At 56.3% G+C, this 12,227-nt stretch carries 20 protein-coding genes and 2 pseudogenes; 13 read left to right on the top strand and 9 right to left on the bottom strand.

Features of this window, described 5'->3' with window-relative positions; translation table 11 throughout:
- Positions 1 to 5 precede the first annotated feature (5 nt).
- Positions 6 to 386: a hypothetical protein gene (locus ACYP2Q_RS17520; protein ID WP_459731645.1), complete on the top strand. Its 381-nt coding sequence runs from the start codon at positions 6 to 8 to the stop codon at positions 384 to 386.
- Positions 387 to 397: 11 nt separating this feature from the next.
- Here the strand turns inward: ACYP2Q_RS17520 and ACYP2Q_RS17515 are convergent, their stop codons facing one another.
- The 9 genes and pseudogenes from ACYP2Q_RS17515 to ACYP2Q_RS17475 all read right to left on the bottom strand — a co-directional run bounded on the left by ACYP2Q_RS17515 (position 398) and on the right by ACYP2Q_RS17475 (position 5,898).
- On the bottom strand, positions 398 to 748 hold the full coding sequence (locus tag ACYP2Q_RS17515; protein WP_459731644.1) for a hypothetical protein: 351 nt from the start codon (positions 746 to 748) through the stop codon (positions 398 to 400).
- A 667-nt stretch (positions 749 to 1,415) separates the two neighbouring features.
- Positions 1,416 to 1,844 (bottom strand): hypothetical protein, encoded by a 429-nt coding sequence (locus ACYP2Q_RS17510; protein WP_459731642.1) that lies wholly within the window; start codon positions 1,842 to 1,844, stop codon positions 1,416 to 1,418.
- 81 nt (positions 1,845 to 1,925) lie between these two features.
- Positions 1,926 to 2,387: a hypothetical protein gene (locus ACYP2Q_RS17505; RefSeq protein ID WP_459731641.1), complete on the bottom strand. Its 462-nt coding sequence runs from the start codon at positions 2,385 to 2,387 to the stop codon at positions 1,926 to 1,928.
- On the bottom strand, positions 2,384 to 2,602 hold the full coding sequence (locus ACYP2Q_RS17500) for a hypothetical protein (RefSeq protein ID WP_459731639.1): 219 nt from the start codon (positions 2,600 to 2,602) through the stop codon (positions 2,384 to 2,386). The genes ACYP2Q_RS17505 and ACYP2Q_RS17500 overlap by 4 nt, the downstream gene beginning before the upstream one ends.
- Positions 2,603 to 2,613: 11 nt before the next feature.
- Complete coding sequence (locus tag ACYP2Q_RS17495) at positions 2,614 to 2,976, bottom strand: hypothetical protein (RefSeq protein WP_459731638.1); 363 nt, start codon at positions 2,974 to 2,976, stop codon at positions 2,614 to 2,616.
- Between the two features lie 483 nt (positions 2,977 to 3,459).
- Positions 3,460 to 4,134: a polysaccharide lyase family 7 protein gene (locus tag ACYP2Q_RS17490; RefSeq protein WP_459731637.1), complete on the bottom strand. Its 675-nt coding sequence runs from the start codon at positions 4,132 to 4,134 to the stop codon at positions 3,460 to 3,462.
- Positions 4,135 to 4,232: 98 nt separating this feature from the next.
- Positions 4,233 to 4,421 (bottom strand): annotated as a pseudogene (gene csrA / locus ACYP2Q_RS17485) (carbon storage regulator CsrA); the annotation flags it as partial.
- A gap of 415 nt (positions 4,422 to 4,836) precedes the next feature.
- The gene (locus ACYP2Q_RS17480; RefSeq protein ID WP_459731636.1) at positions 4,837 to 5,088 is read right to left on the bottom strand and encodes a DUF1654 domain-containing protein; all 252 of its coding nucleotides are present in this window, start codon (positions 5,086 to 5,088) and stop codon (positions 4,837 to 4,839) included.
- Positions 5,089 to 5,241: 153 nt separating this feature from the next.
- Entirely contained in the window at positions 5,242 to 5,898 is a 657-nt protein-coding gene (locus ACYP2Q_RS17475) for a helix-turn-helix domain-containing protein (RefSeq protein WP_459731794.1), read from the bottom strand.
- Positions 5,899 to 5,985: 87 nt separating this feature from the next.
- Between ACYP2Q_RS17475 and ACYP2Q_RS17470 the strand changes: the two genes are divergently transcribed.
- From ACYP2Q_RS17470 to ACYP2Q_RS17415, 12 genes and pseudogenes are all read left to right on the top strand, one after another.
- Positions 5,986 to 6,201, top strand: coding sequence for a Cro/CI family transcriptional regulator (locus ACYP2Q_RS17470; RefSeq protein ID WP_459731635.1), 216 nt, complete (start codon positions 5,986 to 5,988; stop codon positions 6,199 to 6,201).
- Positions 6,202 to 6,284: 83 nt separating this feature from the next.
- Positions 6,285 to 7,271: pseudogene (locus ACYP2Q_RS17465) on the top strand (replicative DNA helicase); the annotation flags it as partial.
- Entirely contained in the window at positions 7,271 to 7,771 is a 501-nt protein-coding gene (locus ACYP2Q_RS17460; protein WP_459731634.1) for a hypothetical protein, read from the top strand. The pseudogene ACYP2Q_RS17465 and the gene ACYP2Q_RS17460, both read left to right, overlap by 1 nt.
- The gene (locus ACYP2Q_RS17455; RefSeq protein ID WP_008055947.1) at positions 7,771 to 7,989 is read left to right on the top strand and encodes a DUF3310 domain-containing protein; all 219 of its coding nucleotides are present in this window, start codon (positions 7,771 to 7,773) and stop codon (positions 7,987 to 7,989) included. The genes ACYP2Q_RS17460 and ACYP2Q_RS17455 overlap by 1 nt, the downstream gene beginning before the upstream one ends.
- The gene (locus tag ACYP2Q_RS17450) at positions 7,986 to 8,417 is read left to right on the top strand and encodes a VRR-NUC domain-containing protein (protein WP_459731633.1); all 432 of its coding nucleotides are present in this window, start codon (positions 7,986 to 7,988) and stop codon (positions 8,415 to 8,417) included. Before ACYP2Q_RS17455 ends, ACYP2Q_RS17450 begins: the two co-directional genes overlap by 4 nt.
- The gene (locus ACYP2Q_RS17445; protein WP_459731631.1) at positions 8,414 to 9,700 is read left to right on the top strand and encodes a tyrosine-type recombinase/integrase; all 1,287 of its coding nucleotides are present in this window, start codon (positions 8,414 to 8,416) and stop codon (positions 9,698 to 9,700) included. The genes ACYP2Q_RS17450 and ACYP2Q_RS17445 overlap by 4 nt, the downstream gene beginning before the upstream one ends.
- A gap of 97 nt (positions 9,701 to 9,797) precedes the next feature.
- Complete coding sequence (locus ACYP2Q_RS17440) at positions 9,798 to 9,947, top strand: hypothetical protein (protein ID WP_459731630.1); 150 nt, start codon at positions 9,798 to 9,800, stop codon at positions 9,945 to 9,947.
- A gap of 3 nt (positions 9,948 to 9,950) precedes the next feature.
- Positions 9,951 to 10,514 carry a hypothetical protein gene (locus ACYP2Q_RS17435; protein WP_459731628.1) on the top strand — a complete coding sequence of 188 codons (564 nt, stop codon included), beginning with the start codon at positions 9,951 to 9,953 and terminating at the stop codon, positions 10,512 to 10,514.
- Between the two features lie 191 nt (positions 10,515 to 10,705).
- Positions 10,706 to 11,110, top strand: coding sequence for a hypothetical protein (locus tag ACYP2Q_RS17430; protein ID WP_459731626.1), 405 nt, complete (start codon positions 10,706 to 10,708; stop codon positions 11,108 to 11,110).
- Between the two features lie 136 nt (positions 11,111 to 11,246).
- Positions 11,247 to 11,576 carry a phage holin, lambda family gene (locus ACYP2Q_RS17425; RefSeq protein WP_459731625.1) on the top strand — a complete coding sequence of 110 codons (330 nt, stop codon included), beginning with the start codon at positions 11,247 to 11,249 and terminating at the stop codon, positions 11,574 to 11,576.
- 3 nt (positions 11,577 to 11,579) lie between these two features.
- Positions 11,580 to 11,774 carry a DUF7940 domain-containing protein gene (locus ACYP2Q_RS17420; protein WP_459731624.1) on the top strand — a complete coding sequence of 65 codons (195 nt, stop codon included), beginning with the start codon at positions 11,580 to 11,582 and terminating at the stop codon, positions 11,772 to 11,774.
- A 54-nt stretch (positions 11,775 to 11,828) separates the two neighbouring features.
- Positions 11,829 to 12,152 carry an HNH endonuclease gene (locus ACYP2Q_RS17415; protein WP_459731622.1) on the top strand — a complete coding sequence of 108 codons (324 nt, stop codon included), beginning with the start codon at positions 11,829 to 11,831 and terminating at the stop codon, positions 12,150 to 12,152.
- Positions 12,153 to 12,227 lie beyond the last annotated feature (75 nt).

Genomic DNA, 12,227 nt, shown 5'->3' with positions numbered 1-12,227 from the left:
GTAAAGTGACTTTCGAAGAGCCAAAAGATAAAGATCTGAAGAATGCTCTAAATATTGCGAGGGTCCTCATACTGCTCGCGATACTTGCTCCAATACTTTCGCTGGTTCTACCGCTCCCCCCCATTCCTGGGCTGGAGCGTGGCGGATGGTTTGGTAGAAGTGGTGCAGTGACTACGGTTTTCGCAATTCTCGCGGAAGGCGTTTTGGTGCGCGCCAAGCTTTCGATAACCCCAATCGGCTTCGGGTGGGTCGGTCTTCAGGAACAGCGCGATGTGTTCATTTCGAAGTTCAATGCCCCTGAGTGGCTGATTTTCGGATTAACCATCGTTGGCACGCTGATCTGGGCATATGGTGATTTGCCTTTCAATCTGCACTCCGCGCAATAAGTGAGGGCGCGTCAGTCGTGCAGGTGCTCGCGATGCCCGGTTTCCTGATAGTGCAGGTCCTGGATCGCGAGCCGCTGTTCGATGGTGAAGAGTGGGTTGCAGGTGTTGCAGTGACTGGTGATCTTGATCGCCGAGTAGTCAATTGAGACTGAGGTGTAATCTCGCCGGCACTGGGGGCAATTGATGCCGTCCACACTGCAACATGCCAGCGCGGAATCCGGATCGTCATGATTGGAGTCGCATACGGGGCAAACGTAGATGGTGTACACGGCAGGCATGCAGCACTCGCGCGCTCCACCCTCATCATCGTGAATTTCGCGGCACTCACCGCACCGGTACAGCTCTTTGATTTTAATTTTCAAGGCTGATACTCCAGTCAGTCGCCGTCCTCCGTGATCGGATGCGGCAGAGGGGGGGGTAGTGGCAAATTGATTAGTGATGGTGTTTTATTGCTGATCCAGTAAATGTCTGATCAAGGAGAATGGTTTTGGAAACGAAGGATGTGGTTACGCTCTCGGTTTCGGCCGCAGCTTTCATCGTCTCATTTGCGAGTTTTTATTTCTCACAGATACACAAGCCATCCGGGGCAGTTCTGATTCTGCTAGAGCGCCTTTTCACACCTGAGAAATTCACGTTCGTGCCTAACGCTTCACCATATGTGCCCATGGAGCGGCGGATGCGGTCACCTACCATCAGGCATCTGAAGTACAGCCTTAGTAACACCGGGAAACAGACGTTGTACGTGAAGGATATCGAGGTCTTACAGGGGCCGGATGTTCGGGGGAATTTGAAGTCGCATGGATCCTTTACAATCCTATCCGGCGATCCTCTCGAGTCCTTTCTTATTGAACCTGGCGATATCAAGATAATTGAAATCAGTCACCCGAAAGAATTTCAGTTTCCGGAAGGTTATGACTTCGAAGAAAACTGTTACGAGCTAGTCAGCCTCGTAGTGGTATCAGCAGATGGTAATCGATATCAGATTTGCCACGACATTACAAAGCTCGGAACTCACGGGCCGGACATACATCATCCAATATGGGATGGAACCACTTTGGGCTCACCTGTACGTGGCTCTGGCTTTGTATAGCTGGCGGCATGATCGACAATCTCGTCTTCGGGTTCCCCGAGATGTTTGGCCAAGTGCTGCAGCCCGGCGGCCCTCAACTGTCGCAACACCTTTTCACTTGGCTCGTATGGTGTCGTGACATTTCGAAGCATCCAGACCTGCGTCTCTAAGTCGGCACCGATCAGGTTTTTCAGCAGCCGCTGGTGAATGTCCTGCTGGTTATTGATGCCGTGGGCCTTCATTACTTTTTGCAGATCAGGTTTGAACACCCCTGCCATTTCGATCTGAAACTTCCCAATGCCAAGTACGGCATCCTTCGCTGCTGATTTCTCGCGTTTCTTGCGCTGCTTGATGGCTTCCTTCGTCGGTTCCTGCTGATTCTCGGCCATGGCCTGCCTCTTCAATTCCGTGGGCCGGTAGATCCAGCCATATCTGTCGTCGGCGATGGCGCACCTGATTGTTGATCCGTCTCATGCCGCGACCTTCACCTGATGCCAGGCCCCGGCGGCGTAGAACAGCTTCGCGGCCTGCGCCTCTTCAAGCGCTACCTCTGCAGGAACAGCGATCCATCCAGAAGCAACAAGGTGGTTCGGGTTGCAACTCTTTCGCAGCTCCAGGTAGTAATGCTCGATGGCATCCGTCAGGTGCTCGACCTTGTAGATGCCCTCCGGCGATATCTCCACCGACTTGACGTACTCACCACCGCGCTCGTCTCGACATATGACGCTGATGTAGATCGTCCAGTGGTAGGAGAAGTCGAACAGAGCGTTGGCAATCGCCAAGCTCCTAATCTGCCGGCAGCTCTTCCAGTTCGCCATGATCTGCGCGCCGCTGGGGTCGATGTTCACGACTGCGACGTGGTTCGTCCTGAGCAACGCCCGGCAACTGCGTTCGGCCCGGGCGAAGCCATTGTTCGCCTTGCGCTTGCTCATAGCGCCACCGTTATTCGCCGCAGCGCGATGCGTTCAGCGTGGGATGGGGAAGGGCGACGGCGCTTCAGGATGGTTTCGGGATCGACCTTGTTGGAGCGCGGCGGTCGGTGTTTAGGCTTGAAGGAGGCGGCCGGTTCTGCTTTGCCGCCGGCGCCGAAGAAATGGTCCAACTGACGGTTCAGGTTCGCGATGATGGCGTCTTTCGGGTTGGGCATTGGGCCTATATTCATCGCGACATACCCATGAAGACGAAGACCAAAAGAACCAAGGCGAAAACCAGTGTCCAACGAGTCATCCAGCTCGCCACATTGGTAGCAGTGAGGTGCGCGGCCTGGGTGAAGTGAGCGGCGTTTTCGAAACGCTGAGCTGAGCGGCAAGCGTTCATGTGGCCGGCTACTTCGGCGCGCTCGGTGCCGGTCTGGCGATCAACCACACCGAACAGATTGTTTCCGTGCGGCACGACGGTGAAGCGCACTGGCATGGCAGGAGAGGAGATCCCTACCTTTTGATAAAACTCGGCGGTAGCCAGTGTGGCTCGCTGACGCAGCCCATCGAGGATGGCGCGGCGCTGTTGGAGAGTCTGATTCATGTCCTTCCCTCGGATGGTTGCGTGTATTCGTCAGCGCTCTGGCCGCCTGCTGGTTGCCGTTGGGCGCAGGGGAGAGTGCTGACGGATAAAGGCGGGCAAAAGAAAGGCCCGTTGGACGTTCGGGCCTTTCACAGATGCAGTGAATTTCGGGCTTTGGTCTATTTCATGGTGGTCATCCTCGGTTGGAGTGGGCTGGAAAAACTTTTCCGGTTAGGTGCAGTTTGTTTCCGGTCCTACTGGATGCAGGGGGCCGCCTTGCGTGGTGCAGAATCATCCACATCGGGGTGTGATCTGGCCGGCGCTGATCTCCGGCACAGGGTGTCCGCCTGCCATGGGTCATTACCTTGGCTCAAACACCCGACTTGTTTGAAACGCGTTCGCGCATCAGCCTGCGCATTCAGATCAAACTCCGATGCGGCCTGGTGCTGGGGAGTACCAGGTGCTCGGGCAGTTATCGTCAGGCTGACGTGGCACTGGTTGGTCTTAGCTATGAGTGATGGACAGATCGCTAATTACGCAGATCGAAGCGTCCTCGGGATCGGTGGTGTCGGAGTAATCGATCTGGTTGTACACGCCGCCGTGGAAGGCGAGAGTTTTCGTGTCCCACGTGTTGTCGAGGCGCATGATTGCGGAAGTAGATTTGACGCCGTTACAGCTCGCCGATACGGAAACGGCACCGCTGGCGTTGGCGTGAATGTTGATTTTGAAAATCGCACCGAGCGGTACGTTCTCCAGCACCGTTGAATTCACGGGATCGTCTTGTAGGTAGCTCGACCGGAACCCCATGGTGATTTTGCCTTTGTTCCAAAACACCTTTACCGGTGGGCGCTCTGAACCCTGCACATGAATTTGGCCGATCACGACCTTCTGCAACGAATTGACCTTCGTCAGCCGCATTTCTTGACGGCACCAATGGTCTGCAGCACTGGAAAACAGCCAGTAGCCAGGCTCTTTCCATTCACAACGAGTTCGATGGACGCTTTTACTGGAGGCGCCAAGGGTGGGCGCTGTCATCTGCAGCGATCCGTCGGGAAGCAGCGAAATGACGCTTGGGCATTCGATCAACGCTCGCCAGCCTATCAAGTCCAGGGAAATAGGGTTCGTGTCGGAAATTGGAAGCGGGGTGGCGATGATGAAATTGCTGATATCTACAGTCATTGTCGATTCCTTACTTCATTTGATGTCACCTATGCTCTGTTGAGCCCTTCGCTTGATGTAGGCCTACATCCCGCTGCACCCTGTCGCCAAGGTGCAGAAGTGATGCTTTTCGATCGGGCCTTAGCTGCATCCTGAATACGCTGATAGATCTCTTGACGATGCACGGCGACCTCTTTCGGTGCCTCAAACGCCAGCTTTACTTGCTGCCCGCTAACGCTCAGCACCGTGATGCTGATGTCGTCATTGATTCGGATGGTTTCACTTGGTTTACGGGTGAGTATCAACATGGTCCTGCTCCTTGGTTGTCATCCCAAAGCACCCGGTTACCCAGGTGCTTCAGTGATGCTGTCCGTCCTATTTCCGCTGGAGGAGCGGGGCGCATTGCTTGCCGGGTCATTCGTGCCTACTGGGCATACACGGTTTTGGCGTTTCACCATCGAGCAGCCGTCCAGGTTGTTCCTGTCGTGGGCAGGCTTTCGGGCCTGTCTGCTCGCCGGTCGCCGGTAGAGGCAATGCGGTCCGTTGTTTATTGCGCTGACTGTTAAAGAGCGGCAGGCCTATGGGCCCTGTCGCTAGCTGGTCCCTTGTTGGGTACTCGGCGGCGATGGAGTGAATATAAGCCGGCTTATTTTAGCCGTCAATAAGCAGGCTTATAAAATTTCCTCGTGGCGATAAAAAGCCCGCTCAAACGGCGGGCTCATTTCATGCTTCGCAATACTGTCTCCAACCGATCCTGACGGCACCTCCCTCTAAGGATTCGACCATTACACCTGCCGTCTCGCTGATCTCATCGATTAAACGCTGCCAATCCTCAACGGTTTCGTGTTCCAGCCTGAACACCGTGACCGCTTGAACCTTTTGAACGCCAGGTGCTGCAATGATCGCTTGTAAGCGGCGCCCGGTTAATTCGTAGGACGTGCGAGGTTTTGTCGTAGGAATCGAGGAGGAGAGCATGCGGTTTTCCTTAACGTAACTGTATGAATGTACAGTATTAGTGCGGAATCATTTTGGCAAGATGTATGGAGTACATTTGTACTCTTTTCGATGTCTGGCACAAAAAAGCCCACTCGGTGGTGGGCTTTGTGACGCGTAAATTTCGGGCAATCTCTAAAGCTTTTGTAGCGCCCTGACTACCACGCCGACAATCCTGCAATTTTCTGCACACATTTCAGTAGGGTACGCAGGATTTAGCGGTTTCAGGAACCGTCGGCCGCCATCATCGACAAGTTTTTTAAAAGTTGCCTGGTCGCTATCTGCCAGTTTCGCTACCACCAATTTTCCTGACTGGGCATCAGCTTCCGTATCGACCAGGATCAGTGTCCCCTCGGTGATGCTCGTTCCGACTGGCGACGTCATCGAATCACCTTTTACCTCGAGCCAAAAAGCAGGACCTTTTGAGTCGTAGTCCGACAGTTCATACCGATCGGAATATCCAGGAGGGAAGGGCTCAACCGCTTCGGCCCATGCGCCGGCGGCAACCCAGCTGATTACCGGATACCGGAAAGACTCAACCGGCTGGCGAGCTTCGCCTACGTTCGAGTCGACCTTCGCGGCATTGATCATTGGACCAATATTTTCAGACAGCCAGATTGCGCTCACGCCACAAGCATGCGCGATCTTCGGCAGGTGAGCGCTTTGAAGATTCTTTCCAGTCTCCAACTGCGAAATCACTGGCTGCTCGACTCCAGCCTTTAGGGCGAGAGCCTTTTGCGTCAGTTTGGCGTGAATTCGTGCGGATTTAATTCGTTCGGCGAGTGTGCTCATCCGTTGGAATTTATAAGTTTCCTTATCGGCTTGCAAATAAGTGTCCTTCTACTTAGGATATAAGCAGGCTTATCAGGAGGGATAGGAATGACTCCCATCGAAAGGCTCGTCGACTTCTTCGGCGGGCAAACCAAAACAGCTTTGGCTCTCAGCGTATCTCAGGCTGCGGTTTCGTACTGGGTGTCCGGAACTCATCTGATGAGCGCCGAGAAGGCTTTCAAAGCGGAAGAGCTGACAGGCGGGCAAATCACTGCTCGCGACCTTTGCTCCCGCCATCAGACAGCTCGCAAAACAGCCGCCTAAACCACGCCACGCCACCCCGAAAGCGGAAGTAAATCTATGGCCTACGACGATAAAACCCACCGGCACGAGCACCAGGTGAAGGTGCGCCTCAGGCGGCGGCCATGGCGATTGATTGCGGTTCGGGTGATGACGACATCGTCAAAGTCGGAGACGTGCTCGTCGATCAGCTTGAAGTCTGGCAGGACCGCCATGATCGCCATTCCCGGGGCGAAACCCTCATTGGTCTGTCGACTGGCTTGAAAGATCTGGATGAGAAGCTCGGTGGTTTGCAGCCTGACCACCTGTACATCGTTGCCGGGCGTCCGGCCATGGGCAAGACCACGCTTGCCATGGGCTTTGTCATCGACGCAGCAGTACGCCAGAGCAAGTCGGCACTCGTTATTAGTTTAGAAATGAACAAAGGTCAGTTGCTGGACCGTGCCGTGGCTTCGGAGGGGCGTATTCCACTCAACCTGATGAAGACGGGCACGGCTTGCCAGAGCCATGGCGCGGAACTGGCGGCAGCGGCTGGGTTGTTGCGCAGCGCCCCGTTATACATTGCCGACCGTGCCGGCTCGACGATTGGGCGCATTCGCTCCTTGGCCAGACGCCACAAGCTTCGGTATGGCCTGGACCTGCTGATGATCGACTACCTGCAGCTTGTGGAAGGGGACGGCGGCAACCGTACCGAAGAGGTGAGCAGCATCAGTCGCGGCTGCAAGCTGCTTGCCAAAGAGTTGGGCATCCCTGTCGTGTTGTTGAGTCAACTGTCTCGCAAATGCGAAGAGCGTCCCAACAAGCGCCCGGTGCCCTCCGACTTGCGTGAATCGGGTGCCATCGAACAAGACGCCGACGTGATCATGTTCGTCTATCGCGACGAGGTCTACCACGAAAACACCGAGGCAAAAGGCATTGCCGAAATCATCATCGGCAAGGGTCGAGACATCGAGATGGGCACCGTCCGCACCGCCTTCCTTGGCCAATACAACCGATTCGAAAACCTTGCTGCCGGGTGGAAGCCAGAGCCTGCCGAGCAGCCGGAAAAGGTTGCAAGCCTGGCCAGTCGATATGCCAAAAAGGAACGATTCTGATGAACGAATCACGCCAAACCCAAATCCTCGCAGGCCAGTCCTCAATCGCCCAAAAGGTCTTTGGTTTCGTACCGATGCAAGCGAGCTGGAGCGCTCACGATATCCACGGGGCTGTCATTGCAGCCAATGCAACAGGTGCGTCGGCATATGCGATACGCCGAGCACTTGGCGAGCTGAAGGACGCCGGGCTCGTCCGGGAGCCGGTAGGCGGAAAGTTTCAGCGCGATGCAGCCATCCCAAAACCAAAGAAGGAGCAAGTGATGACACAGGTAGCCCCGCAGACAGCTGTACCTAACAAGAAGCCTGAGGGTGCACTCGATGTGCTAGCGGCTCTTTCCGGCGAAGTGGTGGACCTGTCGGGTGAGTTCAGCAAGCGCATGAAAGCTCTTGCTGCGCGGATCGAAGAGGTGGCGCTTTCTGTTGAAGCCGAAAGGGAGAGCAATGCCGAAGCGATCATCAAAGCCAAGCGTTTGCAGGAAGCGTTGAGGGAGTTTGCGTAATGAGCGCACTGGGAAAACAGGTGTCAGGCGGGCACTACAAGTCGTTGAAGATCCAGCCGATCGAATACATTCACGCGAACGGCATTCCCTTCGCCGAAGGCAGCGTCATCAAGTACGTGACGCGGTGGCGCGATAAGGGCGGCATTGCCGATCTGGAGAAGGCCAAGCATTTCCTCGAGCTGCTGATTGAACTTGAGCAGGCGAGGGCGCCGGAATGACCCTAACCAACCCAAAGTTGTTCAAACAGAAGCCCGTGCGGGGTAAGCCAGTCGACCGCGAAGGGCAGGAACAGACTGCGCTCATGCGCGAGCTTGAACTGCGCTACCCGGCGGTGTTCGAACTGATCTACCACGTTCCTAACGGTGGGCACCGTGTCAAAGCGGTCGCTGGCAAGTTGAAAGCCCAGGGTGTGAAGGCCGGCATTCCCGATCTGGTTTTGACCATGGCCCGTGGGGGCTACTTTGGTCTGTACATCGAGTTCAAGGCCACGCCGCCGAACGATGCTGCGATCTCGCCCAATCAGCACGAACGCATTCGCAAGCTCAATGACCAGGGTTATCTGGCGGTCGTATGTCGTGGGCATTTCGACACGATGGAGCAAATTCGAGCCTACCTGCGGCTCGCTCCTACGGTGGTGGCCGCATGACAATGACCGTGGCCTTCTCCGATGCCGAAATTCGTCGGCGTGCCGATGACCCGGCCGCGGTGCTGATGCGTGATCCTCGTCACCCGGGGTTGTATTTCCGGTTCACCGAGGCTCGCCCACGCGGGACCTGGAGCCTAGTCGTTCGGAAGAAGTGGAACCGGATCGGCGCCTATCCCGACCTTTCGGCGAAAGCTGTGCTGGCCGCGCTGCCCGACCTACGCATGAGGTTGGGAGCAGATCCGGAGGCTGGTGCCACCGTGTCCGCATGGTCGACGCTGGGCGAGCTGTTTAAGTGGCACGCCGACCGGATGAGCCGGGATCGCAACCTGTCGGATGAGCGCAAGGCAACGAGTAAGTCAGCAATCGCGCGGCACCTTATCCCGCGTGTAGGTGAAATGCCGATAACAGACATACGTCACGGCACCCTCGATGCTCAATTGATGTGGCCGCTGCAAGAGACACTCTCGCTCGAGTATGTGCGGTTGATTTTTGGTGTGCTGGTAGTGGCGTGCCGGCAGGCGCACACCTTGGGCTTGATACCGAAGAACCCGATGGTGGGCATCAAGTTCAGCGACTTCTCCAAGACAAAGATCAAAGCCAAGCCGGCGCGTCTTCGTGGCGTGCAGATCGAGGCGCTGATGAGCCAATTGCATGAGCTTTTCGAGTCCGATCCACAACCGGCCATGCTCGCGCTGATGATGCTCTGCCACGGCACGCGCATCGGTGAAACCCGCAAAGCGCAGTGGTCGCACGTCAGTTTGTCAGAGCGCACCTGGTATCTGCCGGTAGGCAACACCAAGACCCGAGTCGAGCACTCGCTACCACTGACTGAGCAGGTGTGTGCGCTGCTGATTGGGTATCGGGCACACCAGAAGGCAAGCGGCTACGAGGGGCAGTTCCTGTTTCCCGCTAGAAATGGGAAGGGCATGAGCAAAGCGCAGGCCAGCGCCGTGTTCACCGGGCTAGGGAAGGGCGAGTGGAGCAGTCACGACCTGCGCAAGTTGGCCCGGACTGGATGGGCAGACCTTGGGATCGACTTCCTAATCGGCGAGATGCTGATCAACCACGCGATGGGCCACAACGTGCAGGCCTACATCCATACCACCGTCGAAGAGCGAAAGCGCGCCGCCCTCGAACTGTGGCACGGCCATTTAGACGGCAAGGGTTTTTCCCTAATTCACGGGTTGAAGGACGGTAGAAACGAAAATTCGGGAAATCCGCTGGAAGCCGCAGAATACAAGGCCTGCGAGGCCAATCATGAATCAACCATAGGCGAGGTTTAAAAATGATGATTTTGCTCGATAAGGCATCCGGCCTCGCCGTGAATCCAGCCGAAATCAGCTCGATGCGGTATGCGGCCACACCCTCCAGACTCTGCCGTTGAGCGACGTTGTACCGGTACTCAATGCGCGCTTGAAGGACGCACTCACCGAGATCGCCAAGGCGCGCCATGTCATCGGCGGTGCCCAGGAGCAATACGAACAGAACAACCGCCGCGGGGCCGGCGGAACGAACTTCACAGGGGATTGAGCGATGGGTATCTATAAAGACGTGATGGGCACACTGGTGCGCGTACTGGCCGCCGACAACATCGACAACAGCACGAAGCAGTCCTGGCAGAAGCTGATCGACGCTGACCTTCGCCAAGGTGGTTCCGGCAGCACTCTTTCACCCCGGGACAAGTTCGATTACGACTGCTGCCTGTACGCGCTGCTTCATCGACAGCTTGAGCCGGCCCAATGGGATGTCCTCGTCGCGAAGTACTCTACCCACAAGGCGAACAAGGTTGCCGCCATTGGCCGCTTGGGATCTCGAATGATCTCCCCGGCGCCGCAGCTGTTCGTCTACAAGGCACTCACTGCCTGGGCTATTCCCAAGCTCAAGGGCATCCAGACCGGTAAGCGTTCCACCGACATGATCGTCCTTCCTGCCGAGTTCTACGACATGAACAACTGGGATCTCGCCGGCTCACCGGAGCGCACCCGCCGCAACTGGAGGGCAGGAGTCCACAAGCGGTTGGAGCAGCTCGAAGAGGCGGCAGTCATCCATGCGACCGAGATATTCGACCAGGAACAAATCTTTGTAGATGCCGCTTGACCGTGATGGCCGACTGGCCGTAAATTAAACCCATCATGTCGATCTTGCGCGTTATGAGATACGACACAAAAAGCCCGGCCATTGAGTTGGGCTTTTTTTTGGTTCGATAAACCTGCTCGCCCTGGCGAAGATATTGGCCTTTGGCTACTATCCTGAAAATTGAGTATTTCTATCCAGGGATGGTGAGGGCGATGAGTGATCAAGATGGTTGGCACAGAGACTCAAAAGGGAATGAGCATTTTTACTCTCATGATGCCGAATGGGCTAATAGAGACATTCGCCAAAAGGAAGCCGCGCGCGCCTCTTCGGGTTCATCATCTAACCGTGGCTCTAATGACGCTGCGAACCGCTTTCAGTTCATCATCTCAATTGCGGGCGCAGCTTGCCTCCTTGCAGCTCACAAACTCTGGGTTGTTGTGGAAAAGTCAATGAAGGTGTCTGGGTATTCGCCCGTTGTGTCAGATCGAGTTGGATTGGCTGCGGCCTTAGCTCTGATTGCTCTAGGCGGCGTACTGGTGTGGAAGGCTCCAGGTTATCTCGGTAAATCTATTGTCTGTATCTCGTACGCCCTTATCACGGGCTACCTCATTCTTTAACGCGTTATCCCCTTAACACAGAGCCTCGGCATCCGCCGGGGCTTTTTCGTTTTCGGCTCCACCACAACGATCGCTCCGAGTTGGGAGTGCTGCTGGAGCCGGACCTATACCGCTCCCCGCGAGGGAGGAATCCGAGATGCCGAACATGCCCGACAAACCAGACACCTGGCTTATCGCTGTGGCCTGGCTGAGCCAGCATGCCCCGATGTTCTATGCCGCAACGCTTTCGTGCTGGATTGCCTTCCTGCGTGTCATCTACGGCGGCGGCGGACGGCGTCAGGCCATGCTTGAGTCCTGCCTGTGCGGCGCGATCACAGCCGGGGCATTCCCGCTGCTCGAATACTTCAACCTCCCATCAAGTCTGGCGGCAGCTCTCGGCGCCGTCATCGGCACCCTGGGGGTGAAGAAGGTGGCCGACCTGGCCGACCGATTCACTGACTTCAAATTGCCCAAGCGGCAGGAGTAACCGATGCAACTGATCGACAACTGGAAGCAAGCATTGAGCATGACCAGTGTTCAGGCAGGTGGTGCTATCGCAGTGCTTGGCGTGGCTGAGCAACTGATGCCGCAACTACAGGCTGTGCTGCCTCCGGTGGCCTACGGGGTGCTGGGCCTCCTGGTGATGATCGCCCGAGTCGTGCTGCAGCCGAAGCTCAGAAAGTAGCTCGCGACACGTTTCGCGAATAGGCAAGTTGTGTCGCCCAAAGGTCAATCAAGTATGTCTCGACTTAAAACTTTACCGCCTCGAATTAAGCAAACCGAAGGACGACCATTCGCTGTCCCCATCGCAGATGGAGGTGCAGATGGCTGGGGTTCGGGCCGTGGTGGTCGACCTTGGCGACGTAAGCGTGCCGCGATACTGATACGTGACGAGTACACCTGCCAAACCTGCGGCATCATCACGTTGCAGCTCGAGGTCGATCACATTGTGAACCGCGCTCGTGGTGGGTTGGACGACGAAGAGAACCTTCAGGCGCTCTGCATCCCATGCCACAAGCAGAAGACCGCCGCCGAGTCGGCCGAGGGGGCGGGGCGAGCGTGATGTCCGGCGATTTCGTCGGTCCAATGCGAATCGGTATCGATTGGCTTCTGTGGCACGCCAGTACCCCGGGCCGGG

It is taken from the genome of Pseudomonas sp. MHK4 (assembly GCF_054600775.1).
Note: the sequence above shows the minus strand (reverse complement) of the source record. Positions and strands in the feature narration are given on the sequence as shown.

Bases quoted from the DNA above. Each gene is read 5' to 3' on its own strand.
- ACYP2Q_RS17510 (WP_459731642.1), bottom strand. From the start codon at position 1,844: ATGGCCGAGAATCAGCAGGAACCGACGAAGGAAGCCATCAAGCAGCGC.
- ACYP2Q_RS17505 (WP_459731641.1), bottom strand. From the start codon at position 2,387: ATGAGCAAGCGCAAGGCGAACAATGGCTTCGCCCGGGCCGAACGCAGT.
- ACYP2Q_RS17500 (WP_459731639.1), bottom strand. From the start codon at position 2,602: ATGCCCAACCCGAAAGACGCCATCATCGCGAACCTGAACCGTCAGTTG.
- ACYP2Q_RS17495 (WP_459731638.1), bottom strand. From the start codon at position 2,976: ATGAATCAGACTCTCCAACAGCGCCGCGCCATCCTCGATGGGCTGCGT.
- ACYP2Q_RS17490 (WP_459731637.1), bottom strand. From the start codon at position 4,134: ATGACTGTAGATATCAGCAATTTCATCATCGCCACCCCGCTTCCAATT.
- ACYP2Q_RS17480 (WP_459731636.1), bottom strand. From the start codon at position 5,088: ATGCTCTCCTCCTCGATTCCTACGACAAAACCTCGCACGTCCTACGAA.
- ACYP2Q_RS17475 (WP_459731794.1), bottom strand. From the start codon at position 5,898: ATGAGCACACTCGCCGAACGAATTAAATCCGCACGAATTCACGCCAAA.
- ACYP2Q_RS17470 (WP_459731635.1), top strand. From the start codon at position 5,986: ATGACTCCCATCGAAAGGCTCGTCGACTTCTTCGGCGGGCAAACCAAA.
- ACYP2Q_RS17460 (WP_459731634.1), top strand. From the start codon at position 7,271: ATGAACGAATCACGCCAAACCCAAATCCTCGCAGGCCAGTCCTCAATC.
- ACYP2Q_RS17455 (WP_008055947.1), top strand. From the start codon at position 7,771: ATGAGCGCACTGGGAAAACAGGTGTCAGGCGGGCACTACAAGTCGTTG.
- ACYP2Q_RS17450 (WP_459731633.1), top strand. From the start codon at position 7,986: ATGACCCTAACCAACCCAAAGTTGTTCAAACAGAAGCCCGTGCGGGGT.
- ACYP2Q_RS17445 (WP_459731631.1), top strand. From the start codon at position 8,414: ATGACAATGACCGTGGCCTTCTCCGATGCCGAAATTCGTCGGCGTGCC.
- ACYP2Q_RS17435 (WP_459731628.1), top strand. From the start codon at position 9,951: ATGGGTATCTATAAAGACGTGATGGGCACACTGGTGCGCGTACTGGCC.
- ACYP2Q_RS17430 (WP_459731626.1), top strand. From the start codon at position 10,706: ATGAGTGATCAAGATGGTTGGCACAGAGACTCAAAAGGGAATGAGCAT.
- ACYP2Q_RS17425 (WP_459731625.1), top strand. From the start codon at position 11,247: ATGCCGAACATGCCCGACAAACCAGACACCTGGCTTATCGCTGTGGCC.
- ACYP2Q_RS17420 (WP_459731624.1), top strand. From the start codon at position 11,580: ATGCAACTGATCGACAACTGGAAGCAAGCATTGAGCATGACCAGTGTT.
- ACYP2Q_RS17415 (WP_459731622.1), top strand. From the start codon at position 11,829: ATGTCTCGACTTAAAACTTTACCGCCTCGAATTAAGCAAACCGAAGGA.